Source organism: Paenibacillus turpanensis, assembly GCF_011421635.1.
Lineage (GTDB): Bacteria > Bacillota > Bacilli > Paenibacillales > YIM-B00363 > Paenibacillus_AK > Paenibacillus_AK turpanensis.
The window spans coordinates 1-25,005 of record NZ_WTLI01000033.1 but is presented as its reverse complement, the minus strand read 5'-3'; the positions used below and the strand labels follow the sequence as shown (position 1 = coordinate 25,005).

General features: G+C 45.1%; 24 protein-coding genes and 1 pseudogene. 7 read left to right on the top strand and 18 right to left on the bottom strand.

Annotated features, from left to right (window positions below):
* Positions 1-281 precede the first annotated feature (281 nt).
* Positions 282-923, bottom strand: a complete 642-nt coding sequence (locus GQS10_RS21885) for an NAD(P)-dependent oxidoreductase (protein WP_166246259.1) — start codon at positions 921-923, stop codon at positions 282-284.
* Between the two features lie 251 nt (positions 924-1,174).
* Between GQS10_RS21885 and GQS10_RS21880 the strand changes: the two genes are divergently transcribed.
* Positions 1,175-1,612, top strand: a complete 438-nt coding sequence (locus GQS10_RS21880) for an Rrf2 family transcriptional regulator (protein WP_166246257.1) — start codon at positions 1,175-1,177, stop codon at positions 1,610-1,612.
* A gap of 39 nt (positions 1,613-1,651) precedes the next feature.
* On the opposite strand, the pseudogene GQS10_RS21875 reads toward GQS10_RS21880, so the two are convergent.
* From GQS10_RS21875 to GQS10_RS21865, 3 genes and pseudogenes are all read right to left on the bottom strand, one after another.
* Positions 1,652-2,847: pseudogene (locus GQS10_RS21875) on the bottom strand (MFS transporter).
* Between the two features lie 58 nt (positions 2,848-2,905).
* Positions 2,906-3,730: a MerR family transcriptional regulator gene (locus GQS10_RS21870; protein WP_243735345.1), complete on the bottom strand. Its 825-nt coding sequence runs from the start codon at positions 3,728-3,730 to the stop codon at positions 2,906-2,908.
* A 148-nt stretch (positions 3,731-3,878) separates the two neighbouring features.
* Positions 3,879-4,325 carry a MerR family transcriptional regulator gene (locus GQS10_RS21865; RefSeq protein ID WP_166246255.1) on the bottom strand — a complete coding sequence of 149 codons (447 nt, stop codon included), beginning with the start codon at positions 4,323-4,325 and terminating at the stop codon, positions 3,879-3,881.
* A 173-nt stretch (positions 4,326-4,498) separates the two neighbouring features.
* Between GQS10_RS21865 and GQS10_RS21860 the strand changes: the two genes are divergently transcribed.
* Positions 4,499-5,350: an aldo/keto reductase gene (locus GQS10_RS21860; RefSeq protein ID WP_166246253.1), complete on the top strand. Its 852-nt coding sequence runs from the start codon at positions 4,499-4,501 to the stop codon at positions 5,348-5,350.
* 180 nt (positions 5,351-5,530) lie between these two features.
* On the opposite strand, the gene GQS10_RS21855 is transcribed toward GQS10_RS21860, so the two are convergent.
* From GQS10_RS21855 to GQS10_RS21825, 7 genes are all read right to left on the bottom strand, one after another.
* Complete coding sequence (locus tag GQS10_RS21855) at positions 5,531-6,973, bottom strand: DEAD/DEAH box helicase (protein WP_166246251.1); 1,443 nt, start codon at positions 6,971-6,973, stop codon at positions 5,531-5,533.
* Positions 6,974-7,069: 96 nt separating this feature from the next.
* The gene (locus tag GQS10_RS21850) at positions 7,070-8,620 is read right to left on the bottom strand and encodes an SAM-dependent methyltransferase (RefSeq protein WP_166246249.1); all 1,551 of its coding nucleotides are present in this window, start codon (positions 8,618-8,620) and stop codon (positions 7,070-7,072) included.
* Between the two features lie 289 nt (positions 8,621-8,909).
* Positions 8,910-9,233: a type II toxin-antitoxin system PemK/MazF family toxin gene (locus GQS10_RS21845; RefSeq protein ID WP_166246247.1), complete on the bottom strand. Its 324-nt coding sequence runs from the start codon at positions 9,231-9,233 to the stop codon at positions 8,910-8,912.
* Positions 9,234-9,509: an AbrB/MazE/SpoVT family DNA-binding domain-containing protein gene (locus GQS10_RS21840; protein WP_166246245.1), complete on the bottom strand. Its 276-nt coding sequence runs from the start codon at positions 9,507-9,509 to the stop codon at positions 9,234-9,236.
* Positions 9,510-10,025: 516 nt separating this feature from the next.
* Positions 10,026-10,595 carry a YdeI/OmpD-associated family protein gene (locus GQS10_RS21835; RefSeq protein WP_166246243.1) on the bottom strand — a complete coding sequence of 190 codons (570 nt, stop codon included), beginning with the start codon at positions 10,593-10,595 and terminating at the stop codon, positions 10,026-10,028.
* A gap of 41 nt (positions 10,596-10,636) precedes the next feature.
* Complete coding sequence (locus tag GQS10_RS21830; RefSeq protein ID WP_166246241.1) at positions 10,637-11,812, bottom strand: MFS transporter; 1,176 nt, start codon at positions 11,810-11,812, stop codon at positions 10,637-10,639.
* A gap of 64 nt (positions 11,813-11,876) precedes the next feature.
* Complete coding sequence (locus tag GQS10_RS21825) at positions 11,877-12,341, bottom strand: VOC family protein (protein WP_166246239.1); 465 nt, start codon at positions 12,339-12,341, stop codon at positions 11,877-11,879.
* A gap of 99 nt (positions 12,342-12,440) precedes the next feature.
* On the opposite strand from GQS10_RS21825, the gene GQS10_RS21820 reads away from it, so the two are divergent.
* Positions 12,441-13,352, top strand: a complete 912-nt coding sequence (locus tag GQS10_RS21820) for a helix-turn-helix transcriptional regulator (RefSeq protein WP_166246237.1) — start codon at positions 12,441-12,443, stop codon at positions 13,350-13,352.
* A 578-nt stretch (positions 13,353-13,930) separates the two neighbouring features.
* On the opposite strand, the gene GQS10_RS21815 is transcribed toward GQS10_RS21820, so the two are convergent.
* A complete protein-coding gene (locus GQS10_RS21815; protein WP_166246235.1) occupies positions 13,931-14,812 on the bottom strand; it encodes a LysR family transcriptional regulator in 882 nt (293 codons plus the stop codon).
* Between the two features lie 115 nt (positions 14,813-14,927).
* Between GQS10_RS21815 and GQS10_RS21810 the strand changes: the two genes are divergently transcribed.
* Positions 14,928-16,319, top strand: coding sequence for an MFS transporter (locus GQS10_RS21810; RefSeq protein ID WP_166246233.1), 1,392 nt, complete (start codon positions 14,928-14,930; stop codon positions 16,317-16,319).
* Positions 16,320-16,900: 581 nt separating this feature from the next.
* Here the strand turns inward: GQS10_RS21810 and GQS10_RS21805 are convergent.
* A complete protein-coding gene (locus GQS10_RS21805; protein ID WP_207952391.1) occupies positions 16,901-17,803 on the bottom strand; it encodes a LysR family transcriptional regulator in 903 nt (300 codons plus the stop codon).
* 97 nt (positions 17,804-17,900) lie between these two features.
* Here GQS10_RS21805 and GQS10_RS21800 point away from each other — a divergent pair, with 97 nt between their 5' ends.
* Positions 17,901-18,662, top strand: coding sequence for an MBL fold metallo-hydrolase (locus GQS10_RS21800; RefSeq protein WP_166246231.1), 762 nt, complete (start codon positions 17,901-17,903; stop codon positions 18,660-18,662).
* 88 nt (positions 18,663-18,750) lie between these two features.
* On the opposite strand, the gene GQS10_RS21795 is transcribed toward GQS10_RS21800, so the two are convergent.
* From GQS10_RS21795 to GQS10_RS21785, 3 genes are all read right to left on the bottom strand, one after another.
* Positions 18,751-19,647, bottom strand: a complete 897-nt coding sequence (locus GQS10_RS21795; protein ID WP_166246229.1) for an AraC family transcriptional regulator — start codon at positions 19,645-19,647, stop codon at positions 18,751-18,753.
* A 179-nt stretch (positions 19,648-19,826) separates the two neighbouring features.
* A complete protein-coding gene (locus tag GQS10_RS21790; protein WP_166246227.1) occupies positions 19,827-20,354 on the bottom strand; it encodes an isochorismatase family protein in 528 nt (175 codons plus the stop codon).
* A complete protein-coding gene (locus tag GQS10_RS21785) occupies positions 20,329-20,967 on the bottom strand; it encodes a helix-turn-helix domain-containing protein (protein ID WP_166246225.1) in 639 nt (212 codons plus the stop codon). Before GQS10_RS21785 ends, GQS10_RS21790 begins: the two co-directional genes overlap by 26 nt.
* A 183-nt stretch (positions 20,968-21,150) precedes the next feature.
* On the opposite strand from GQS10_RS21785, the gene GQS10_RS21780 reads away from it, so the two are divergent.
* Positions 21,151-21,741 carry a TetR family transcriptional regulator gene (locus tag GQS10_RS21780; protein WP_166246261.1) on the top strand — a complete coding sequence of 197 codons (591 nt, stop codon included), beginning with the start codon at positions 21,151-21,153 and terminating at the stop codon, positions 21,739-21,741.
* Between the two features lie 15 nt (positions 21,742-21,756).
* The gene (locus tag GQS10_RS21775) at positions 21,757-22,899 is read left to right on the top strand and encodes an FAD-dependent oxidoreductase (RefSeq protein ID WP_166246223.1); all 1,143 of its coding nucleotides are present in this window, start codon (positions 21,757-21,759) and stop codon (positions 22,897-22,899) included.
* 191 nt (positions 22,900-23,090) lie between these two features.
* Here the strand turns inward: GQS10_RS21775 and GQS10_RS21770 are convergent, their stop codons facing one another.
* Both GQS10_RS21770 and pyrH read right to left on the bottom strand, forming a co-directional pair.
* Positions 23,091-23,513, bottom strand: a complete 423-nt coding sequence (locus GQS10_RS21770; RefSeq protein ID WP_166246221.1) for a VOC family protein — start codon at positions 23,511-23,513, stop codon at positions 23,091-23,093.
* A 507-nt stretch (positions 23,514-24,020) separates the two neighbouring features.
* A complete protein-coding gene (gene pyrH / locus GQS10_RS21765; protein ID WP_166246219.1) occupies positions 24,021-24,758 on the bottom strand; it encodes a UMP kinase in 738 nt (245 codons plus the stop codon).
* Between the last annotated feature and the right edge of the window lie 247 nt (positions 24,759-25,005).

Genomic DNA, 25,005 nt, shown 5'->3' with positions numbered 1-25,005 from the left:
CACAGCTCCAGCCGGCGAAGTAATGTCCTTCGATATCCGAACTTGCGATTATGAAATGGAGCTCATCTTGAAGCCGATGTGGACCTCTTCCCCCGGCATCATGATGAGCTCCATTTTCCAGCTGTATACTATAAAAATGTCCCTGCTCCCTATATCGAAAACACAAAAAAGGAAGACCATCCCCAGATCTATTGGACCTCCGGGACAATCTTCCTTAACAAGGTAATTATTCTTTTCCAACTAACCACATTGGTCTTGGTCTGAGCGTGACCGTTTTATCATCACTCCGCTTCAGCAACAACGGTAAAGCGAGCGTTTATGTGCTGAGGATTTTCGATTTCATCCAACACAGCGATTGCGTAATCGGCATAGCTGATATAGCTTTGACCTTTTGAATTGAACAGTAATTGGTCTTCACCTTTTTGATAAGTTCCAGTACGTTTACCTTCATCATCGAAATAAGCCGCTGGACTAATATAGGTCCATACGATTCCATTTGTATGTTGTAGTTCTTCAAGATTTTTTCCCATATTTTTGGCAGTTGCAAGATAGGCTTCGGGAAATTCAGGAGTATCAAAGTTTCTTACTGTTTTCGCTTCATCTACAAATAAGCTTCCCGCCCCGCCAACAACAACTAGTCTTGTCGATGGAACACCTTGAAGAGCTTCGATTAACACCCTTCCTGCTTCGACGTGAAGATGTTCTTCTCCAGATGGGGCATTAAATGCATTGACGATGACATCAAAATTTTTCACATCTTCTGCCTTTAAGTCAAAGATATTCTTTTCTAAAACAGGTACACTTTGATTGTTAACCTTCCCTGCATCACGAACGATTGCTGTAACGATGTGACCTCGTTCAATCGCTTCATGAAGAATCAGATTCCCTGCTTTACCACTTGCTCCAATAACTCCAATATTCATGTTTTAGTCCCTCCTAGTATTTTGGCAAACCCCACATGTATTCATCGTGGTTACATGTAATCATTGTAGTTACATTTTGGTTGCCTGTCAACACAGTATAAAATCGCTTGTCATTTATGATAGGTTTAATACTGAAATTAGGTTTGACAGATACTAAACAAATATCTAACATAGTTGCATGTAGTGAGTTTCGCACTAATTCCAACGACGTTATATACAACATTTCGTGATGAAAAAGTGGTGAATAAATAATGAGCATTAGCAGTCGATTTTCCGTCGGAATCCATATCCTCGCCTTGCTGGAAATCGATAAGACGGAGTTGAACACTTCTGAAAATATTGCAATGAGCGTAAATACCAATCCTGCCGTTATAAGAAAAATAACAGGAATGTTAAAAAAGGCTGGACTGGTGTATGTACAACCTGGAATTGCTGGTGCAACCCTAGCTAAGGACATTTCGGACATAACCTTGTTAGATGTCTATCGGGCGGTAAATGCAGTACAGGAAGATGAACTATTTTCCGTACATGACAAACCTAATCCGGATTGTCTCGTAGGTCGGAACATCCAGGATTCCGTTGAAATTTCATTTTCGGCCGCTCAACGGGCTTTGGAAAAAGAGTTGGAACACAGAACAATCAGAGATGTTGTAGATGATATTTTAAATAAAGAACGATTAAGAAAATAGGAAACCCATATATGCTTAACCCGTCATCCAGAAGGCCATTTATTCTGATCCGAAATCAGACGCTCTATTAAAGGATTTTTTCTTCGCCCACAGACGGCCGATGTAGAGAACTAAACATCCCGCATACATCATGGAAGCGACCATGTAGACGGTTTGATAGGAGGAAAAAACGTCAGCAATGATTCCTAGTATAAGTGAGCCTCCGCCAATCCCTAGATCAAAAGAGTTGAAAAACGAAGCCATCGCATCCTCATGTTCGTGTTCCCCAACTGCGTTCATGCACCAGGTTTGAAGCGCCGGGAATATAGCCCCGAATCCAAATCCATATAAAAGAGCCGCCAAGAAAAACATGCTGTCGCTGACTGCCGCATATAACATAATTAAACCCGCAATCGATAAGATGGAGCCTGGGATTAAGATCATAGCAGGTCCGTATCGATCAAACACCTTCCCGGATCCCAGACGAATCACAAAGCTTGCTGCCGCGATCAGCAAGAAAAATGCGCCTACATGTGTAAAATCCTTTTTTCTATTGCGTATAAAGTAAAGTATGACATCACGCCTCCTGCCGCAATTCCGATTAAAAAGATGAGCAAGGAAGGAAACAGCACCCGTTTTTCCAGCAGTTTTACTTTTACAATCATTTGCTGATCCAACTTTTTCTCTTTGGGGACTCTCTGGATAAAAACCGCCATAAGAACCGCCAGGAATAAGACGGCCATCCCTCCGAAAAACAATCCTTGGAAGCCATATAACTCCTTGGCCATAATTCCAATCATAGGACCTACCGAAATAGCTACCGTTTCGCCAACCCCGAAATACCCGATCCCTTCCCCCCGTCGCTCCTTCGGAATAACCTCTGCAGCAAGTGTGGCAAAGTAAGTCGTGGCTAGTCCGAAACCGGCCCCATGAAACAAGCGAATCACAAGTAACGTTACGAAATGATTTGCGAAATAGTAAGCGCCAGTCGATAGGGCCATGAGCAAAATACCCGTAATTAAAAGCTGCTTTTTTTCAAATTTTGTTACCAAAAATCCCGCAAATGGGCGAACGATAATGGCAGACAACATAAATATCCCCGTAACGAGGCCAACCTGACTTGCCCCTCCTCCAAGAGCCGTGACATATAAGGGGAGGGTCGGCATCAGCATTTCGAAAATCATAAACACTAACGCATTGGAAACCAGCACAAAAATGAACGACATGGACCACATCTTTTGATGGAGTTGTACCATCCTTTATCAGCTCCTTTTAGAATCAATACAAACAATAAACCCTCCCGTAGGGGGAGGGTCAACACGTAACAGGGATTTGAATTTCAGTGAGGTAGTCTTCCGGTCGATTGGAAATATAATGGTCGATTATCGTTCTTTCAATCGCGTCTCCTTTCATTTCAAAACCATTCGCTTTCATATATTCGAGCAAGATTCCATAGTATGGGGCTGAGTTATGATGACTTGCCCTAAAAGAGATGCTGGCATATCGCCCCTTCGGAAAAGTGTCAACGAAAGGACCTTGAATATCTTCCTCTTCCGTCAAGATAAATATGGAATTATACTGATCGAATTTATGGATTTTCAATTGTTCCATACTGATCGTCAGCCCGACGCCACCAATATATATCGAGGATTTGCGATTCGATAGGTTCTCTAGGTTTCGCAGAGAAACCTCCAGCTCCGGATCGGAGCTAATCTTCTCCATTAGCCTTACGATTACTCTTTCCTCCATATCCACGATGGAAGGCTCTCCTATGTTCGTTACTTGTCGGGCCTGCTTAATGTCCTGGATTCTATTCTGGAATCTTTGTCTCATCCGTTCCAAATCTCTTATCTTATTTTCCGTTAATTGTTTTTGTTTCTCTAATAAGTGCAAATAACCGTCAAGATCCCGGTGATCCAGATGTCTCTTAATTTCTTTTAGCGAAAACCCTAATTCCTTTAAGTAATGGATGGTGTTCAACTGCTCGAACTGTTCGGTTGAATAGTACCGATATCCGTTGGAGGTATCGACTTCCATCGGTTTTAATAAACCGACTTCATCATAATATCGTAAAGTTTTAATGGAAGTATTGTGAAGCTTCGCCATTTCCCCTACTGAGAATTTATTTTTCATATTCATCGTCCTCTGGTTTCTGGAAGACAGCTGCTCTTGCAACGTGATGACCCCTCTTATGTAAGGCAAACACGATAGACAACCTCCTTACATATTCTTGTTACTGCTAGTTCACATAAGGGCATTAGCGTATACTGTTTTACGGCTTCGACATTCAGACTCTTCGTGAAGCCTTATAAAATACGTCACCATGCATATGCTGAATTCTGTCCCAATTGGCGGGATTGGTTGTGTCTAGGATGCGGTGCTCCAGTATGGCTTGATACAGGGCTGTCTTCTCTTCCAAATGAGCCACGTGCAGTTTGGCCTCTTCGAGCTTAGCGAGCGCCGCTTCTTTGTGCTCCATCATGAGCGTATAGCGTTGCGGAATGGTCGAATCCCCTTCGATACATAAATCGATATACATTTTAATAACATCAATCGGCATCCCGGATTGCTTGAGGCATTTGACGCCATGCAGCCAGTTGATCGATTCTCCGTCGAATATTCGAATATTATTCTCATTGCGCTGTACGCTGGGCACCAGACCTTTATCCGTGTAAAAGCGCACGGCGTGCTCGGTCAGTCCCGTAATCTGAGCGGCTTCTTTGACCGTATACATGTGAATTCCCCCTTGGAAAAAAAAGTATAACAGCCTCTTGCCTTCGTGTAACACGAAGGTATTAAGCTTATTGTAATGCAACTGAACCGTAATCGGAAATCCCGCTTCAGTCCCCGATTTCCGGGATACGCACCGGTTGCTGATATACTTTTTGAACCATAGGAGGAATCGTAATGCAAACTGTAACGTTGAACAATGGTGTGAAAATGCCGATCTTAGGCTTCGGTGTCTACCAGATTCCCGATGCTGAAGAGTGCGAGAACGCGGTGTACGAAGCGCTGTCGGCCGGTTACCGCTTGATCGACACCGCCGCCGGTTACCTTAACGAGGAAGCGGTCGGACGCGCGATCAAGCGCAGCGGTGTACCGCGTGAGGAGCTGTTCATCACGACCAAGATTTGGGTTCAGGATGCCGGATACGAGAGTGCCAAGCTTGCATTTGCAAAATCCCTGAAGAAGCTGCAGCTCGACTATATCGATCTGTATCTAATTCACCAGCCGTTCGGCGATTACTACGGCACTTGGCGCGCGATGGAAGAATTGTATCGCGAAGGAAAAATCAAAGCGATCGGGGTCAGCAACTTCCTGCCCGACCGTCTGATGGACCTGATTGTGCATAGCGAAATCGTGCCCGCCGTCAACCAGATTGAAACGCACCCGTTTTACCAGCAGACAGAGAGCGCTGCTTTCTTAAAAGAGCAGGGCGTGCAGCACCAATCGTGGGCGCCGTTCGCAGAAGGACGCAATAACCTGTTTAGCAACGCAGTTCTAAAGTCGATCGCGGAAAAACACAACAAATCCGTTGCCCAGATCGTATTGCGCTGGCTTGTTCAACGAGAAATTGTTGTCATTCCAAAATCCGTACGCAAGGGACGGATCGTCGAAAACTTCGACATTTTCGATTTTGAGCTAAGCGCGGATGATATGGAACAAATTTCAACCCTCGATACACAGGAAAGCCTCTTCTTATCGTACCGAGATCCGGAGGTCGCCAAGATGATGGGCAATTGGAGAGTCGATCTATAACCTTGGTCGAAATGCAAACTCTGCAGGTGTATTCGTAAGAAAGGACAGGGCGGCACTTCTGTCCTTTCTTTATCTCGTTCCCTATCGGGCGAGTTATGTAAAATCGATCTATTTACACTTAGTTCCCGCAGCTCACATCTCTGTCTACCTCATAATGGGACGGCGTGGGGAGCTGTGCATCTATTTTCTGTTGGCTTCTTGCACCTTGAGCAGTTTTCCTTTGATCGTTGTATCCTGCATCATATGAAGGACTAGGCGGCCTTTGCCGTTGAGTATATCCACATAGGAGGCATTATCCTCTACCGTGATAATCCCGATGTCTTCGGCCGATACGCCTTCGATTTTGGCAATAGTGCCGACAAAGTCTACCGCTCTGATCTTCTTTTTCTTCCCGCCGTTAAAATACAGTTTCATGACATCTTGACGGGAGCCCCTGTCCTTTTTGATGGCTGTCTGCTTCATGAGCTTCGCTTCGAACGCAGCCTTCCTCTGAGTTACTGCCTCTTTTGAAGGACTTGTTTTCCTGGGAATCTCGAACCCGATATATTTTTCAATATTGAGAACGAATTTCTCCTCATTCTGCGTTGCAAAGGAGATTGCTTTCCCGGAATGGCCGGCCCTTCCCGTTCGACCCGTCCGATGTACATAGCTTTCATTCTCTAATGGAAGATCGTAGTTGATCACGTGACTGATGCTTTCGATATCAATCCCTCTGGCGGCTACATCCGTCGCAATCAAATAGCGGAATTCCCCCTGCTTGAACTCATCCATCACTCGAGTGCGATCGTCCTGCTCCATTCCCCCATGGATTCTGTTACAGGGGTATCCCAGCTTCTCTAATTCTTGAAACACAGCCTCGACCCTAGACTGCGTTCGGCAAAAAATAATACAGCTGTCTGGATTCTCGACCACGGTGATGGCCCGCAGTAATTGAAGCTTGTTCTCTTCCTTCACCAGGTAAAGCGAATGCTCGATTTGGCTTACCGCTTTCCCTGCCGTCTTAATCTCGATATCCAACGGATGATTCATATACCGATGGCATAAAGTCTCAACATCTTTGGGCAGCGTCGCGGAGAACAGCATGGTCATACGATCCTTGGGCAGTTCGCGGATGATTTTCTCTACCTGCTCAATAAACCCCATGTTCAACATCTCATCGGCTTCGTCAATGACGAGAAACCTCACTTGCTCCAAGTCGATGGTTTGTTTCACGATATGATCCATCACCCGACCCGGCGTACCGACGACAACGTGATTTCTGTAGGTCAATTGCGTCTTCTGTCTAGCAAAAGGCTGCTTCCCGTAAATGGCAATTGCCTTGATTCGTTTATACTTGCCAATATTCATGATGTCCTGTTTCACCTGATCGGCAAGCTCGCGCGTTGGCGTCAAAATTAAAGCTTGCGGCCGATTTTCTTCCCATTCCACCATTTCGCAGATCGGAATCCCGTAAGCCGCGGTTTTACCGCTTCCTGTGCGGGATTTCACGGTCATATCCTTCTTCTCGAGCGCAGAGGGGATTACGCTGCTTTGAACTTCCGTGGGCTGTCGATATCCCATACTATCCAGCGCACGGAGAATTTCCTCGCTTAATTTATAATCCTTAAAGCTTCCTTCATCCATAAGTAGACCCCTTTGTTTAAACAACGTATGACGTAAGTATATACCATATTGTGGAGCATCCCAGTCTATTTCATTCCGGGTTGTATTTGATTCCCGCTACAAGTAACGGCTGATCCACATCAATGCCTCTTCATGATCAGGCTTAATCTCTATTATTTCTCTTGCGTACCTTAAGGCATCCTCGACCAACTCTAATTCGAAACAACAGATGGCAAGGCCATAATATACGAGGAATAAGTCCTCCTCTTGGACTTGATTTGCCGCCATCTCCAAGAATGGTTTGGCGTGTTCGTACATACCCATCTCAAACAGGATCAAACCAGCAGTAAGCGCCAAATCATGCCGCTGCCCCATCGCGTAGTATGACGACCACATCCGCTGTATGCCTCTTACCATGTCCTGTTTTTCTTCATCGCCGGCATCCGGCAGCATACTGGTGAGCCGCTTTGCGTGCTGAATGAGAAATTCTGCATCGTAACCCCCCAGACGCCAAAAGCTTAAAAATTGCGGTACTCCCATACGATCTTGATTGCTGTCTACCCATTCCTTCATACTAAAAAAATCGTCCGGACCAAAGCGTTCGATACACCGCCGATAAGCTAACCTCGTATTCGGATAGTCCCTCGGTTGATCCAGATGGAGAATACATCCGACATTAATATTTTTATAATGATGCGGGGGAAATAAAGCCGCGGCTCCTCTTTGTTCAAAGACATGCCGAATCGCATGGTAATTTGCCGTTAAAGAAAAGCTGCCATGCAGAACCAACTCCGGTGGTTCCGCGAATCTCCAGCTGTCCAGTAAGTGATCTCCCTTGTCTGCGGTAATCAACAAAAATCCCGCCTGAGATAATCGATTCAATCTCTCCAAACAAGTGATTCCAACGCTAGGAAATAAAATATGCGAGTCTTCTAGTTGTTCCTGATACAGAGAAATGACGTCGCGGTATGGATAGGTTTCTTTTTCGTACTCTTGCGCCCTTCGATACTCATAGTGTAACGCGATTTGCTCTAACCATTCCGAATGTTGAAGGGAATCATGATGTTCGGGATATTCGATTTCAACATCTGCTTCGTACATTTGTCCATCGCCAACATAAATCAACTCTTGCGGAATGCTGTCAAAGAAGTAATTGGCCACGATGACTAACGGTTGCGTTAGCTCTCCTTCGCTAATGGTTACGCCTGAGCCAATGAGGTTTATTACGGTATCATGCACAGCATCGAACTGCGCAACATCTAGTAATCCCTGGGCAATAAAGGATTGTAGCGCGGGATGCTCCTGCCACGCCTCGATGTTGCTCATCGCCAAATCCGTCATGATATAGCGAAATGGAGGCAGCAGGATCCCCGCATATTGTATTAACTGGCTCAGCTCATGCAACACATGATACGCAAGACGCCCCGCTCCCGCTCCAAGCTCCACGATGTAAACAGGCTCTGAAGAACATTCCTTATTTGCCCTGTCTTGAAGGAACGCAAAGATCATCTCTGCATATGCCGTAGCGATCATCGGATTACTCGTGATATATTGAGGAACTTGCCCCTTGTTCCAAGCCTCCATTCCTTCTTCTTCGTAATACTTTTTCTGAATATTCCATATTGGTGCTTCACTAAAACGGTAGCGTTGTCTATGATTACCTGTCATTTCACCGATCCTGCTCTCTTCAGTTATATACATTGCATTGTAACGGCAAGTTTAAGGGCCATCTTTTGCAGGATGACCCTTTCTTTTGTAGAGTATCCGTTAATCCTTCGAAACAGCGTCCCCTTAAACCTGGGCCTAAACACATATATACAAGCCAACACCCCGCAAGGAAATCCGAACTACTTGCCATTACTTATGATACGGTTCTGCGTATCATCGCATAGGAGAATATAACTTCCCCGCCATTGTCTGTTCGAAATAAAAAAGCCAGCCCCTATATTGGGACCCGCTACAAAAATGTGTGAATTTTGTTTAAACACTCATTGACTACTTCATCCGGAGCTTTTCCGACGATATCAATGCGTCTAGCTTGCCAATCAAGATTTTTGATCTGATCCGTTAAAATGACCCCGTTAAACACCAACCCATCGGGGAGCAATACTTCATACCCCCAGCCTCGGACCGTATGAGTGATTGGGCAAACAGAAACAAATCCCGTCGTTGCATTAAACGCTCTTGGTGAGAGCACAATTGCAGATCTTCTACCGGCTTGCTTGTGACCTGCTTGGGGAGTAAAGTTTATCCATACTAGATCTCCTCGATCTGCACTCATCTAAAGCAATTCCTTCCCTTCTACACCGAAATCAATTTCATCGTGGCGATTTTCCGGTCTGCATTGGGCCAACAATTCTTCCAATGTCGGCTTTTTCTTTTTGGGAATTATAATGAGCGAGTGATCATCACCCACAATTAAGTCAACTTCCGATCCTTGGCTAACTGCAATTCTTTCGGCTATTTGGCTGGGAATACGAATACCCAGACTGTTTCCCCACTTTTGTACGGTGGTCGACATGGAAACTCCCCCCTCTTTTCGATTCCTTTCTCTCATTTTATCACACCTCCAATAACGTGTATATACAAGTATATACAACGATATTAGAAATGATACCTTGATCCTTTGCGGGATGGCCCTGCTTATAAATTCGCTATATCTCACTTGGCAGTGCTCATAATTAAGATCGAGCATAATTATTTCTTCCTAATTGGTATCCAAATCTCGGCAGTTTCAACTTCGTGACCAGCCATTCCGTAATACATTTCGAAACTAGACCTTCCACCTGTTCATAATCAGATGTAGGAAACCATTCAGAATATATTCGTTCCCACAGTTTTGGTAATTCACACCGCGGTTCTGGGAAGATAGCCCACGTTAAGGAAGGGACAGAAAGTGTTGTTTCAGTAAATGCTGTCTGCATGTCCTGATTGATAAGACCATACACACCAAACATTTCAAAGGGTCCTTTTTGTATAATTCGATAATTCATCTCGACATCTCCCATCACTTGTGAGTTCACCGTAACGGGGCTATCAGCGAAAACAAAAACGGCCCCATGGCCGTCAAACCTTAATCATGGAGCAAACGTCCAAAATCATTCCATTGACCGTACATTTTGTTTGCTCTCGTGTTCGTTATGAATTTGTGTAGTCTACTCCTAAACAATTCCGGTTGATGCATCACGCTTTGTATCGTATCGATCCGAATCCTTCGATAAAGCTCTGGAAATGCTCTGAAATGGTCATATACCTGCTGATCCTCTTTGATCCGCAGCTCAATCACTTCATCTATTCGAAATGATTGAGGATCCAAATCAGGCAAAACCCTCCTTCCTTCGTCTGTCATGAACCCTAACTTTTCGAGGCGGCGCACACGTTCTTTGTTCAATTCCGTCCATGAGCTCTTTTTGCTCCTAGGAGAAAGCCTTTGAGCCAACTCTGTTTCGGAAATTTTCTTTTTGAAGCCATCGATCCATCCAAAGCACAGCGCTTCCTCGACCGCGTCCAAATATAAGACCGTATCCTTTTTTGGCGTCAAACTAACCAAGACCCAGCATGACTTTTCAGCCTTACCATTTTCCTGCAACCAAACCCGAAGTTCTTCTCTCGTTCGCACGGCAATTAATTTTTCCATTTCCATAGCTGTAGACGAATCTCCTATCTTCATTTCATAAATATCCATTAATTCATGCTTGCTTTTTCAACCTGTGGTTTTATAACTGCCGCTTTTATCATGATCAGGATAAAGGCAATCAACAATAGCATGATACCGCTCCAGATAAGCTGATGCGCGCCCAACTGGGAAATAAACAAGCCTCCGATCCATGTCCCTACCGTAATGCCCACATTCGAAAAGGAAACGAATAAGCTGTTACCAAATTCCGGGGCTTCTTTCGCATCCGTCATCAATAAGGCTTGACTTAAAATAAGGCCTCCGGAATGTACAGCACCCCACACGAAGACGATGACCGCCATCGGCCATACATGAGAGCCCCAATAGTAAACAAAAAAGTATACGACCGCATAAATGAGAGGAAACAGGATAACCGTTACTTTCATGCTTTTGTTTAGCAAGTACCCGAACAAGAAGTTTCCTGCAATCATGGTGACGCCAAAGATCATTAGCATCACGCTGATCCAGGTACCGTTCATCTGGGTGACTTCTCCAAGATATTCAGCAAAATAGCTGTAAACCGAACTCATCGCTGTAAAGATCATCACCACGATCAAGATCGTTAACCACAATTGAGGCTTGCGTAATATGTTGAGCTGTTTGCCGAAAGACATTCTCACCTTAACAGGCGTTGAGGGCAGCCAGAGCAGTATGCCTATAAAGGCAATTACGCTCACGATGGCTCCAAACAAGAAGGCAGCTTCCAGCGAAATCGTTGTGGAGAAATAGGATGTAATCGGCACGCCAAAAGCAAATCCAACGGTGATTCCGGCCATCACCCAAGTGACCGCATTGCCGCTCTTCTCGGGAGGAACAAGGCTGGCAGCGGTCACAAGCGCAATCGAAAAAAAGACAGGGTGAAATAATGCGGGAACAATCCGGAAGGCCAGCATCACTTCGAAACTGCTCGTATATGCATATACCACATTTGAGACGGCAAACATCAGGATCGCCGATAGTAAGACCGCCTTTCGATTCATGCCGGAAGCAAGTACTGTTAGGAATGGCCCTGAAATCGCAACGATTAGTGCAAATACACTTACAAGGTATCCAGCCTCAGCAGGGGCGATGTGAAATTTTTGAGCGACTTGCGGGAGAACGCCGATCATTCCCATTTCCGTTGTGATGATGCCGAATATACCTAATGCCAAAAAAAAGATAAGTGAAGAATGGCTGTTTTGCATAAATCATGCCTCCATCGGTATAAAAAAATGGCCTTCAATTGCAAGGCCATTTTTTCAGAATGAGTTACTGTTTGTTGGATATTACGTTGTCCAGAAACTGATCCGCATCGCTATTAAATTTCCAGCAAAACCCAAATTTATCCACTAGCATACCGAAGCAGGATGACCACGGAGTGTTGGATAATGGCATGATGACATGACCGTCAACCGACAAACCTTTAAAGTATCTCTCCAGTTTTTGTTTATCCGCATAGACTAAACTGATCCATACGTTGTTTCCTTTCATTAACTCACCCGTCACTCCCTTCATGGAAGGCAGCAAATCCGACATCATGATTTTCCCGCCCGCGAATTCGATCGAAGACTCCATAATCATGTTCAACTCATTTTCGGGCAGCGGGTAACTTGGATCTTGCGGAAAATCCTTATAAGTAACCTTTTTTACCTCAATTGCCTGTAGAGCCTCCGAATAAAATTCAATCGCTTGTTCGGCAACCCCATCAAAGTTCAAATACGCAATAGCAGACATCTAACATAACCTCCTTCTTGTGATACCTGTAGTATAATGGATAATAGGTGACATCTTAGTGTCACCATTCTGAAATCATGTGGAAAAAAGAGGGCAGTTATGGACAAAGTGGAGAGACTCATTTCGATTATCATGATCTTGCTGAAAAAAGAGGTTGTTTCTACGACGGAGTTCTCAGAACTATTCCATGTCTCCAAAAGAACGATCCTGCGCGATATGGAAACATTAAGCTTATCGAACATCCCGATCTACTCTATCCACGGGGTAAATGGCGGCTACGGCATCATGGATGAATACAAGGTTGATAAACGCCTGTTAAGCAGCTCCGATTTAGAAAACATCTTAACTGCGCTCGGCGGATTGGAACAAATCCTCCTTACTGAGGACGTTGAACGAACGATAAAAAAAATAGAGGCAATGGTCAGCCCATTGTCTCTGAATCGTTCCATTCAACTTTCATTTTATGATTGGGATGGTCGGTCGGAGATTCTTGAAACCTTAAAGATATGTCAAGAATCCATTTTAAAGAAAAGACTGATTTCGTTTGATTATACGGATAAAGACGGGGCTGTAACGAATCGAATGGTCGAGCCCTATGAGCTGCATTTTAGCGAATCGAGCTGGTACTTGAAGGGATTCTGTTTGCATCGGCAGGGATATCGAACATTCAAATTATCTCGGATCGATCATATTACTGTGGAGGAACGCGCGTTTCATCCTAGAGACGATTGGTCAGAGCAAGGGCGCGTTGCAAGTTATCTACCGCAGCTCGTCACGATTAAGGCAAGGATATCGCCTAGCATCAAAGATCAAATCATCGAAAGGTATGGTCGAAAGAGTATTGAAGACCATCCTTCTGGATTATTAGTAGCAACCATTCATGTCCCTCAAAATCGTACGGGGTTTCAATTTTTAGCAAGCTTCGGCACTCATCTAATCGTTGTAGAACCCAAAACCTATGTTGAAGACTTTCGAAATTATTTATCTCAAATGGTAGCAAGCTATTTCTGATAAGGCCCAGCTCGGAACTGTATGGAGTTGAAGGCCTTGAATCTCTCGACGGATCTTAAGCTACTAGCGATTAAACTCCAATAACATGTTCACTTCTATAATTACGAACAGTTACAGAAAAAACTAAACAGCCTTAGCCCGATGGAAGCTCGAGCTAAGGCCGCTTAATCATTTAATTTTATTCCTTGTCTACTTGACGGGGGGCACTTCAGAATCGATGGTAGAAGAGATTATCGAGGTTGTAACGGTTAATTTAGGCGATTTTTGGGAGAAGGCAACCGGATGAGCTTGAATGGCCGCAATCTCCTGCTATTGCGGAGTCATACCTAGATAGCCTAATCCGCTCAAGCACCTTCCGGTAAAAACTTGCCCTTATAAGTGATACGGTTCCCTTATCACCTATAGAGCGAAATCAAAAGGCACCCGCTTGGGTGCCTTGATTCATGTCTAAAAAATTTTCTGTTCGCCTCCATATTAAACTCTTTCAGAAGATTCAAGCGGCTATGAATGCCGGCTTCGATATTCGATCAACAGCCGCTGCATCTTCCGTGATGTCTGTAACGGCAAGATGCGGCATGTTACCGTTTGGAAAGCATCTCGAAATATTCTACAACTACGTCACGGAATTCCAGAGCAGCCCGTGATATGTACCGACTCCTGTTCCATAATAAAGCAATCTCCCGTACCAATTCATGTCCCTCTACTTGAAGGTAATGGATGTTTTCTCTTGGATTTATTGCCGTGCTTGGAATGAAGGCAATACCAATTCCGGCTTCCACCATAGCGCTTAACCTGGTAGGCTCATTTCCCTCATACACATATTTAAGTGTAAATCCAGCCGATCTGCATACGGAGTCTACTAAATCCCGAGTATGATAGCCCCTCTTTACACCGACAAAGTATTCATCCCGCAGCTCTGCCAAGGATGCGCTGCTTCGATCTGCCAGCCGGTGGACCTTTGGGACTGCGATAAGGATGGGGTCTTTATACACGACTTGAGATCCAATCCCACCCCCTTGTATCGGAGGTGAGGACAAACAGAAATCGACCTCTCCTCGATGAAGAAGCGTAACCATCTCCTGCGTGGTCAGCATTTGCACATGAAATTGGATATTGGGGCGCTTATTCCGAAACCTTCGAAGAATATCTGGCAGCGTGCTTGCATTGGTCACCGCCAATTCGATTGTGCCATGTTCCGGGCTGGATAAATCACTAATCTCCTGCTTCCCTTGTTCCAATTCGAATAATGCTCTTTCCACACGGTGAAGGAAACTGCTTCCAAACTCATTTAATTGCAGTCCTCTTCCTGTTCGATCGAACAGAGGCACCCCTAAATCCTCCTCCAAGCGTTGAATCGTTTTGCTTAGAGACGATTGTGTAACGTGCAGACTTCTTGCAGCTTCAGTCACATGTTCCAAGCGGGCTACCGCGAGAAAATATTGCAGTTGAAGAAGTTCCATTTCACGCCCTCCATTCATTCCTTCAAATCAATGAAATCATAGCACAGAATGCGTTGGAGTTTATACCCCTCTTCAAGTACGATGACATTGAGATGCTTTGAAGGGGGACCGAATTATGGATGTTCGCAGTAGGTGGTTATTAGTTTCCGTTGGAATGGGGGTATTATTGAACCCATTAAATTCTTCGATGATTTCAGTCGCTATTACAAGGCTGCAAAATGTACACCAACTTGACTTTACCGCTGTTTCCTGGATTATTTCTTCCTTCTACATTGCGAGTGCTGTCGCTCAACCTGTCATGGGAAAGGCCAGTGATTTATTCGGTCGCAGGAGGATCTTTCTTACCGGACTTGTTGTAGCCTTCGTGGCCTCTTTACTAGCTCCACTATCATCCAGCTTTGGATGGCTTATCGTGTTCCGTATTTTGCAATCCATCGGAACAAGCATGATGGTTGCGGTTGGAATAGCTATTGTACGAATTCATATTACGGAGAAACAAGCGACTGCACTGTCGGTATTATCCATATTTCTATCAGGCGCGGCAGCCATTGGACCCTTTATTGGCGGGGTCTTGATTCACTGGTGGGATTGGCCTTCGATCTTCTTCGTCAATATTCCGTTCGTGGCGGCAAGCTTTTTAATAGCTTGGAGGACGATTCCTAAGGACGAAACGTCAACAGCCGTTGCGCGCAACATGCCCTTACGCACATGGTTTGATTGGATTGATGCGTCAGGGATCCTTCTCTTCACTTTAGGTCTAATTGCCTTGCTTATTGGATTACTGTCAGCAAATTCATTTGGAAATGTCTCATTGGGACATATCATTATCGGGCTGATCGGCCTCTTTACACTGGGGGCTTTCGTACGACACGAGTTAAAATCGACATCCCCCTTTATCCCTTTGCGCACCTTCGCCAAATATCCTGCGATGACTTTGGTTAATGTCGAATTCATGCTCGTTAACGTACTTTTTTACTCCATCTTTTTTGGGCTTCCGTCCTACTTGCAAATGGTACGTCATGTCAGTGAGTTCCACACGGGGATTCTCATGCTAAGCCTGGGCTTGTGCTCCCTGGTTACTTCTCCAATAGCAGGACAATGGATCGATAAATCAGGACCTCGTCCTGCATTACTCGTATCCGCAATTCTAATGACATTGGGGTCATTGTGGATCGTGACGTTGAATCAAACTTCTCCAGTTATCTTTATATGCTTGGCTTTGGCTGCATTCGGAATTAGCAATGGGTTGAACAATGTCGGTATGCAAGCGGCCTTGTTCAAATGTTCTCCCAAAGAAATCATCGGCGTAGCATCCGGACTATTTCAAACATCAAGATATCTGGGGACCATTCTCTCTTCGTTATTGATAAGCATCGTCATGGGAGGTAAGTTTAGCTTCGAGGGATTTCGATTGCTGGGAATGATCCTCACGGTACTTTCATTGTCCTTGATATTCATGAGTCGGAGACACCGGGAATCAAGGCAACTGGATTTGGAAAATTCGTAGATAACAATGTAGTATCATCATGCCTATCTGTAACGGCAATTTGTCGTTGATCCTTTGAGGTCCTTTGTTATAAAAGTATGCTAAGCTGTAATTGAAACCTAATTTCCACTCCGGGAGACTTAAATATGAATTGGTTCATGTTTAGTGCTTCAATCATTACCTTTGTGGTTGGCTTGATTCACAGTGTGCTGGGTGAGCTCTTGATATTCTGCAAGATGAAGCGAGGTGGCTTCATACCGACTGAGGGAGGTAGGTCATAAGGGAATGTAATGTGCGCATTATTTGGGCTACCTGGCATGCGCTTTCGGTCTTTGGGTGGGGAATGGCTTTCCTCCTATTGTGGCTTGCATCTCACTCCTCGCACGATCCTACATTCTCATATGTTGCAAATATAGTAGCTACCTCCATGCTCGCGGGCTCAGCTTTAGTTTTTATCGGTACAAAAGGTAGACACCTCGGGTGGGTGGGTTTATTGGTCGCAGCCATTTTTACATGGATCGGTGGGTAATAGCTAAATACTTGCCCTTATTTAGGATACGGTTCCCCGTATCGGGTCTATTGGCGAATTCTTGGGTCATTGCCTATAAGGCATGCAATTCTTGCTTCAACCAGTTATATAGATTAGCCCCGGTCGGGGTTAGAGAAGAAGCTCTGCAGACCAGTCCGATAAGCATATCGACGGAAGCGCCACGCAGCGGACGTACAGTCAGTCCTTCTGGAACCGGGTCCACGATGAACGAAGGAACTAGAGCGATACCGAACCGGTTTTGCACAAACGGTTTCATCGCAGTCATGCTGCCAACCTCCATAGTGTCCATGGCTAGGACACCTGACTCGCGTAAAACCATTTCAACCTTTCTGCGATAGGCGCAGGAAGCGGACGTGACCAATAGTCGATAACCTTGTAGAAGCGCTGGCTCAAGCTCCGCAAACCCGGAAAGCGGGTGATCATCGGGCATAAGGACGATAAACTTTTCATGAAAGAGCGGCTGAAAATAAAGCTCGGATCCCACATTCGGGGAGGAACAAATTGCAAAATCAATCTTTTCTTGCAGCAAAGACTCCAATAAGACAGAAGTGCCCGCGATCATTTGTGAAATTTTCACCTTCGGATATTTGACCGTAAATGGCTTCAACAAAGTAGGCATTCTGAAACTCGCAGTCGGCTCCATCACACCGATTCTAACTACTCCTGACTCCCCGGTGTGCAGATCCGTCAGGCTCGTTCGTAATTGCTCCATCCGTTGCAAGATCTCTTGGCTTTGTTCGTAGAACTCCCTCCCCGCTTCTGTCAACCGGATTTTCTTTCCCCTTTGGATCAACTGGATGCCCAAGTCTGCTTCGAGCTTCTGAATTTGCGTAGTCACCGTTGATTGTGCATAGTTCATTTCCTCGGCGGCCCGATTAAAGCTTCCATGCTTTACGATCCATTGGAAGGTTCTAAAGGCATTGATATCCACGATCTCACCTCGCTCATAATTCATTTATTATGAACTAACTATTCACTTTGTTCAATTGTACAAAATTAACTCTTTCCATTACACTTTTCTTGAGGGAATATTCTCAGAAAGGATGAGTGCAATGATCGTTACGAAATTGCCCTGGGCTGGAGTTAAAGTAGAGATCGGAACGACACGCATCGCCATCGATCCGTTGTACAATTTCCCACCAAAATATGAACGTTCTCATGAAACACTCTATCCCCTCGATGTGTTCGGAAAGGTTGATGCTGTCCTGATTACCCACCATCATCCCGATCACTTTGATCCCGAAGCCATTGCCCGATTCTACGGTGAAGAGATACCCGTCTATCTGCCGGTAGATTCACTTCAATTGTTTGGGGATACACCGCTGAAACAACTTTACGGTGTGGAGACCGGCCAATCCATACGAATCGGTTCAGCGAAAGCTATCGCGGTTTTCGCCATGGATGGATTCGGAGACCCACAAGTCAGTTGGGTCGTGGAGGGCGGTGGAAAAAGGCTGATTCATGGCGGCGATACGCTATGGCATGGCCACTGGTGGAATATTAAGAGCACCAACGGTCCGTTCGACATCGCCTGTATGCCTGTTAATGCCGCCATTGTCGAGTTCCGCGGCGACCCTCCAAGCGGGCAACCCATCACGCTTGGACCTGAGCAAGCCATCGCAGCAGCCTATGTATTGGGGGCTAAGACGCTTCTGCCGATTCATTACCGAACGATTCACCAGCCACCCCTATACTGTGAAACGCCTAATCTACAGGATCGGCTTCACGTAAGTGCGGCAGAGCGAGGCATACGGTTGGCGCTTCTCGACACGAACGATTCCCTTGACCTGTCGAGCGATACGGATTTCGATTGAGAATTCGCACAACATCTTGTCGGAAGTGATATCCAGTCTGGCCACCAGTTATTGAACGAGAACATGGATTTAAAACTCTAAGAACCTACTACGCTTTACGAACCGCAAACCAGAGTTCGATATAGTTGAGGCCGTCTTTATCGCCGGTTAGTTCCAATTCTAACCCATCCACCTGTTGATAACCGGACGTGGGGAGCCATTCGGTGTAAAAACGTTTGTATAGCGTTTCGATCGTTGTTCCGAATTGATCCCATGGATGCGGATTTGACGGGAAAATCGCCCATCTGTGCGCAGGGATACTCACCGTGGTATACCCGTCCGTTTTGCTGTCTTCGCCTTTAAAAGCGCACAGCATATATGGGAATGTGTCCGTTCCGGTCTTCCGGTAGCTGCATACGGCATGGACGTGATGCAAATCCCGGCTGACGAACGCTGGCGACTCACCCGCACACGCTTCAAGGCGCTTCACGTCGCCGTTCGCATGGCTCTTCTCCCACAGCTTCGCCGGTGTCTGCGGCGCCTCCCCGCCCCCATCGACGCGGAATACACCTTCTATTCCGAACACTTCAAAACTTTCCTTCGTTTCGATTCGATAATTCATTGCCTCTGCCCCTTTGATTGTGATAAGGAAGGACAGACGGGGGTAGGCTTTGAGAGCAATCCCCTCCTGACGGGCCATGGCTGGCGTGATCCCGTGCAGCGCATTGAACGCCCGCGCGAACGAGACTGGTGATTCGTAGCCGTACTTCAGTGCAACATCGACCACCTTCTCCGCCCCTCCATGCTGTAGCTCCAGCGCGGCAAGCGTCAGTCGTCTCCGGCGAATGTACTCCGCAAGCGTCACGTCCGTAATGAACGAGAACATCCGTTGGAACTGATACGACGAGCAGCAAGCCATGCGGGCCACCTCCCCTAATTCAACCTCTTCCGTCAGATTCGCCTCAATATAGTCAATCGCCCGATTCATTCTCTCCAGCCACTCCATCTCATTCCCTCCTTTCAAAATTAAGTATAGGTGGGACTGAAGATAACGTCGCAACCATTTGTGCCTCAAAAAGTTGCTTAAAGAACTTGCCCTTATTTATGATACGGTTCACCGCGCTGTCTGGGCAAGTTTTAAAGGGCCATCCTATGCGGATGACCCTACGTTTTGGGAGCTAAACTCTAAAACAGCACCTGATCTGATGGCAAAATTGTAGCGAACTGCTGCAGCAAGTGATTATGATGACGTATGATCTGTTCGGCTGTTAACTCATCGGAATCGAAGGTGCTAGTACAATCGCTAGCCAACTCAATTTTATACCCGTAGGAATAAGCCCTTTTCACCGTTGTATCTACGCAGTATTCGGTTTGAATACCGCATATCACCAACCCCTCGACTCCATTGTTACACAGCAACATGTGAAGATCCGTTTCATGAAAGGAGTCTGCATGATACTTGATAATAAGGAAATCCTCTGGCGCAGGTGCAAGGGGATCTACTATTTTCCATAATGGTTGTTCAACCGATCGCGGCCCTGTCGTCTCCGTGTATAAAACATAAAATATGGGCGATTGAGCTTCCCTAGCCCTGTCAATCAAAAGCCTTGTATTCATAATTAGTTTTTCCTCATGATAAAGGGCCTTGCCTCCGTAATCTTTCCAGACAAAAGGCATGGTTTGCATGTCAATGATCAGTAATGCTTTCTTCACCTTTTGGTCCCCTCCTTCCCCTATATCTCCTCAAATCGTACTGAAACAACCCATGCTGTTTGCAGTGGAAATATAGGGTTCCCCCATACATCTTAGGGAACCGTGCCTCGGCATCTTGTTCCGGATATAGTTTGACGATAAGAACTCTGTCAAGTGAAACATAAGCCAAAAAAGAGATATAGTGATCTCTGCTCATCTCATGCTTCAGAGTAACGTAATAATCATCCTCTACTTCCTCAACCGTTATACTATGTTCTTCGTTTATCGGATTTGGTTGAAGCGGTTCTAGTATTCTACCGCAGCAGGAAAGACTGATCCCCCCTGTACTTGTTATCACATTACCGCAGCCCTTACATGAAAACCAATTCATTTGCCCCAACCTTCCACTATCTTGATCATTCGGTCGTAATTCCCCCGACAGTATTTTCTCAATATTGACCCCTAGTATCTCGGATAAGCGACTCAGCAGTGAAATATCCGGACACCCGATACCACGTTCCCACTTGGAAATCGCTTGCTCGCTCACATCCATAAGAAGGGCTAAATCTCGTTGGGTCATATTTTTTTCTTTTCGAAGGCTTTGTATTAATCGCCCTACCTTTGCACTATCCATTACATTCACCCCTACTACTAGAGTATAATGTTATCCCCGATCTCACAATAAACGCACCGTTTAGTACAGAAAATAAGGCACCCAGGGTTTGGGCTTTGGCGCTCGTTTGACAAGCAAATAAAACAGTACTATTATGACCGTAGTCACCAAATGACCTTAGTCATGTCAAAAAGGGGTATGCGGATGCTCAGGGAATCACGTAAAAAGGAATTAAAGGAACAAATTTTTTTACAAGCTCTTCAGCTTTTTCAGGAAAAGGGGTTTGAGCAGGTCACGGTTCAGGAGATTACAGCCAAGTGCGGCATTGGGAAAGGAACTTTTTTTAATTATTTCGCTAAAAAAGAAGACATCTTGCTATATCTCGGAGAATCCCAGATCGATTTGTTACAGCAAAGCATAGAGAAGCATCGGAATATCGACGAACCCAAAGAACAAATTATGCTTGTGTTAGACGATCTGCTTCTTCACTTTTCATCACATAGTGAACTCATGAAACTGGCTACATTGGAAATCATCAAATCAGCCTCCCTAGCGGGAAAAGAATCAACAAGAGTTCAACAACTGCATCTACAGCTGGCATCCATGATCGACCGTGCAAAACAAAACGGTAAACTGCATAGCCGTTGGGAAACGGATGTCATCGCCAGAGCGATTGTTGGTGTTTATTTTCACACGGTCCTGTCATGGACGCTGCTGGAAGTCCAATATACAACCCTAAGCGAATCATTTAGAAAACAGTTAGAGGTCGTATGGGAAGGTATTGATTGTATCTAGGAGGTGGAGATACCGATGTCACAGACAATCCTGATCATTGGTGGCGGAATCGCGGGTCTATGCGCTGCCATCACCTTGCAGCAAATTGGAATGAAGGTAAAAGTATACGAAAGAAATACCGAGCCAACTACAGCCGGTGCGGGTATCCTTATCGCCCCGAACGCTCTTCAAGCGCTAACACCATACCGCGTTTCCGAAGAAATCATCCATCAAAGTTATTCAAGCGATGGCTTCCATATCGTATCGGATCGAGGCCGACCGATCACTCAACTTAAAGTCCCTTCCAGCTATGGCCGCATACATGCCATCCATCGCAAAGATCTGCATCAGATTCTTTTGTCTGCACTCCCTCCTGGCACGGTAGCATGGGGGAAATCATTTTCACGGCTTGAGCAAAAGGATAACGAAGTGCGGGTTTCGTTCCGTGACGGCAGTCAGGCGGTCGGCGACTTGGTCGTCGCTGCGGATGGCATCCACTCCAACATTCGCAAACAGATTATTCAAAAAGATACCTATCGCTATGCCGGTTATACCTGCTGGCGCGGTATTGTTTCGGTTGACGATCTTCCCGGCGTATCCCCTCGTTTTATCGAGACGTGGGGAACGAAGGGCCGTTTCGGCATCATCCCGCTGCCCAAAAACGACGTGTATTGGTATGCGCTTATCAACGCCCGCCAAGGTGATCTCGGCATTGCAAACTACTCGACGACAGACCTGCATCGCCTGTTCCGGAACTATCATGACCCCATACCGAATCTGTTGTTGAAAACGACCTCTCAAGACATGATCCATCGGGATATCGTGGATATCATACCCATGGAACGCTTCTACTCGGATCGGGTTGTTTTTATCGGCGATGCTGCTCATGCGATTACCCCCAATATGGGACAGGGAGCCTGCCAAGCGATTGAGGATGCTCGTATTTTGGCCGAATGCCTTCGCATACAGCGCACTTATCAGGGAGCATTCGTAGATTACGATGCCAGACGCAGAAAGAGAATCAAACAAATTTCTAATCAATCCTTGATGATGGGCAAAATAGCACAATCGGAAAGCTTCCTATTCACGAGTGTCAGAAATCAACTTATGAAGCATGTCCCTAAGTGGATCTCACACAACCAGGCACAGCGCTTGTACCAATTTCAGCTCAAAGGCTGAAGCCTTCGAGACTGCAAAGCACTCCCGTGGAAGTGATTGCAGCTTTCTTCCTACAGATAATTTGCGTCGCTTGTGATACGGCCGCTGAAGGATATCGACCAATAGAACAAGTAAACTTAGAACAAAAGATGTGGTTTATGTTTGAGCAGGATATTGATTTGTATATCATTTGGGCAACTCTTTGTCCGCAATTAGTGTTCAACTTCCGTATAAATTTGAAAGGTCACGCCGAATTTATCCGTTACATCACCAAATCCCGGGCTAAAAGGTTCTTCTTTAAATGGCAAATTGACTTGCCCTTCTTGCCGCAAGGCTTCATAAATTCGTTTTGATTTTTCTACATCATTCGTTGTAATGCAAATAGTTACCCGTTTTCCGTTTTCAATAGGCGAGCCACCTGGCGCATCCGAGAGCATTAGTTCAGTTAAACCTACTTTTAACTTGGCGTGCGCTACAAGACTCCCCAGCTCGTCATTGAAAGTATTGGGCATGTCCGGCATTTCACCGTAAGTAACAATGGAGAGAATTTCTGCACCGACGGCTTGTTCATAAAACTGAATTGCTTCCTTTACACGTCCCTCCAAAGTAATATAAGGGGTGAGTTTAATCGTCATAAAATTTTTCCTCCTCGAGTTTTGATTCGATTGTGATTCATAAGTATAGACGATCCGGCCACCGTAAAATCATCGGTATATCGAAAAAATCTATTTCGCATCCAAACCTGTCGGCAATCCAAATCGCACAACTAAATCGGAGGGTTGCGTGTTGTATTGTAAAATGAAGATAGATTTGAACTGTCACGAACCCAGATCATAAATGCGGCATCGACAAGCTTCCGTTTTCATGGAATAATGCGACCAACGTATCGATGTCGTACTGTTCGAAAGCTTTGAAATAACGTACGCCTCAAATTAAACAACTAAGGTAAATTGCTTTGCGTCATTTATGGTACGTTTCACCGCAATGTATCTAAACACATAGTACAGTTCGACCAAAATATATACATCAGCATATACGACAAAAACCACTCTTAACCATGGAGTGGTTTCTTTGGATAGAACTTCTCTTTTATGGAACTTTTCTTCCGCTAAATCAAGGGGGAGTAGTATTTCTAACATGTTTTATTCCAACTCTAAAACTGATTCGCCACTAATTATCGTACCGTTATTCTTCCCTTCACAAATTTCTTTCATCGAGCCTGGTTTATCGAAGTTAAACACATGCATTGGCAGATTGTAGTCTCTGGCTAAAATGAAAGCTGATTGGTCCATTACCTTTAAGTTGTGTTTTAAAACGTCGTTGTAATGAAGCGAACGAAATTTCCTTGCATCTTTTTCAAGTTTAGGGTCTGCATTAAGGACACCATCAACACCTTGCTTTGCAACTAATAAGGCGTCACAATTAACTTCTATGGCTCTTTGTACTGAAGGATAGTCTGTTGTAACGTAAGGTTGACCGTTCCCCCCTGCAAAAATGACAATATAGCCTTTTTCTAGGTGGTGGATTGCTCTTAGACGGATGTATGGTTCTGCAACTGAAGTAATAGGTATTGCCGTCATTACCCGTACTTCCTTTTTGGTCTTGGATTTAAGAACTCCGCGAAGCATTAAACTATTTACTACAGTCGCAAGCGTTCCAATGTTATCAGCTTCTGCCCTTTCTATCCCCCAGCTTTCCGCCATATTACCTCTGAAAATATTACCCCCACCTATAACCAACGATACTTCAATGCCTAAGTTAACTACTGACATAATTTCATTCGCGATAAGGTCTAACCTCTCTGGCTCAAAACCAAATTCTGAGTTGCCTGCGACTGCTCCACCACTTAGCTTAACGAGAATCCTTTTGTACCTTGACAATTATTACACCCCCATAAAATAAAAAACACTAAAGCAATAAATGCTTTAGTGTCCTAATGGAATGGAAATATGAAATTACGCAAATGGACTGAATATAAGCCTTCCGCTTCCACCTCATACCCCCACCTCTTCCACGCTTTCCTATTGGGTATTTTACATTAAATGTTTAAAAAATGCAATTACTGTAAGCCTTCGAGACTGCAAAGCACCTCCTTGGAAGTGATTGCAGCTTTCTTCCTACAGATAA

Coding starts and splice junctions, on each gene's coding strand:
- GQS10_RS21885 (WP_166246259.1), bottom strand. CDS start 923: ATGAATATTGGAGTTATTGGAGCAAGTGGTAAAGCAGGGAATCTGATT.
- GQS10_RS21880 (WP_166246257.1), top strand. CDS start 1,175: ATGAGCATTAGCAGTCGATTTTCCGTCGGAATCCATATCCTCGCCTTG.
- GQS10_RS21870 (WP_243735345.1), bottom strand. CDS start 3,730: ATGAATATGAAAAATAAATTCTCAGTAGGGGAAATGGCGAAGCTTCAC.
- GQS10_RS21865 (WP_166246255.1), bottom strand. CDS start 4,325: ATGTATACGGTCAAAGAAGCCGCTCAGATTACGGGACTGACCGAGCAC.
- GQS10_RS21860 (WP_166246253.1), top strand. CDS start 4,499: ATGCAAACTGTAACGTTGAACAATGGTGTGAAAATGCCGATCTTAGGC.
- GQS10_RS21855 (WP_166246251.1), bottom strand. CDS start 6,973: ATGGATGAAGGAAGCTTTAAGGATTATAAATTAAGCGAGGAAATTCTC.
- GQS10_RS21850 (WP_166246249.1), bottom strand. CDS start 8,620: ATGACAGGTAATCATAGACAACGCTACCGTTTTAGTGAAGCACCAATA.
- GQS10_RS21845 (WP_166246247.1), bottom strand. CDS start 9,233: ATGAGTGCAGATCGAGGAGATCTAGTATGGATAAACTTTACTCCCCAA.
- GQS10_RS21840 (WP_166246245.1), bottom strand. CDS start 9,509: ATGAGAGAAAGGAATCGAAAAGAGGGGGGAGTTTCCATGTCGACCACC.
- GQS10_RS21835 (WP_166246243.1), bottom strand. CDS start 10,595: ATGGAAATGGAAAAATTAATTGCCGTGCGAACGAGAGAAGAACTTCGG.
- GQS10_RS21830 (WP_166246241.1), bottom strand. CDS start 11,812: ATGCAAAACAGCCATTCTTCACTTATCTTTTTTTTGGCATTAGGTATA.
- GQS10_RS21825 (WP_166246239.1), bottom strand. CDS start 12,341: ATGTCTGCTATTGCGTATTTGAACTTTGATGGGGTTGCCGAACAAGCG.
- GQS10_RS21820 (WP_166246237.1), top strand. CDS start 12,441: ATGGACAAAGTGGAGAGACTCATTTCGATTATCATGATCTTGCTGAAA.
- GQS10_RS21815 (WP_166246235.1), bottom strand. CDS start 14,812: ATGGAACTTCTTCAACTGCAATATTTTCTCGCGGTAGCCCGCTTGGAA.
- GQS10_RS21810 (WP_166246233.1), top strand. CDS start 14,928: ATGGATGTTCGCAGTAGGTGGTTATTAGTTTCCGTTGGAATGGGGGTA.
- GQS10_RS21805 (WP_207952391.1), bottom strand. CDS start 17,803: ATGAATTATGAGCGAGGTGAGATCGTGGATATCAATGCCTTTAGAACC.
- GQS10_RS21800 (WP_166246231.1), top strand. CDS start 17,901: ATGATCGTTACGAAATTGCCCTGGGCTGGAGTTAAAGTAGAGATCGGA.
- GQS10_RS21795 (WP_166246229.1), bottom strand. CDS start 19,647: ATGGAGTGGCTGGAGAGAATGAATCGGGCGATTGACTATATTGAGGCG.
- GQS10_RS21785 (WP_166246225.1), bottom strand. CDS start 20,967: ATGGATAGTGCAAAGGTAGGGCGATTAATACAAAGCCTTCGAAAAGAA.
- GQS10_RS21780 (WP_166246261.1), top strand. CDS start 21,151: ATGCTCAGGGAATCACGTAAAAAGGAATTAAAGGAACAAATTTTTTTA.
- GQS10_RS21775 (WP_166246223.1), top strand. CDS start 21,757: ATGTCACAGACAATCCTGATCATTGGTGGCGGAATCGCGGGTCTATGC.
- GQS10_RS21770 (WP_166246221.1), bottom strand. CDS start 23,513: ATGACGATTAAACTCACCCCTTATATTACTTTGGAGGGACGTGTAAAG.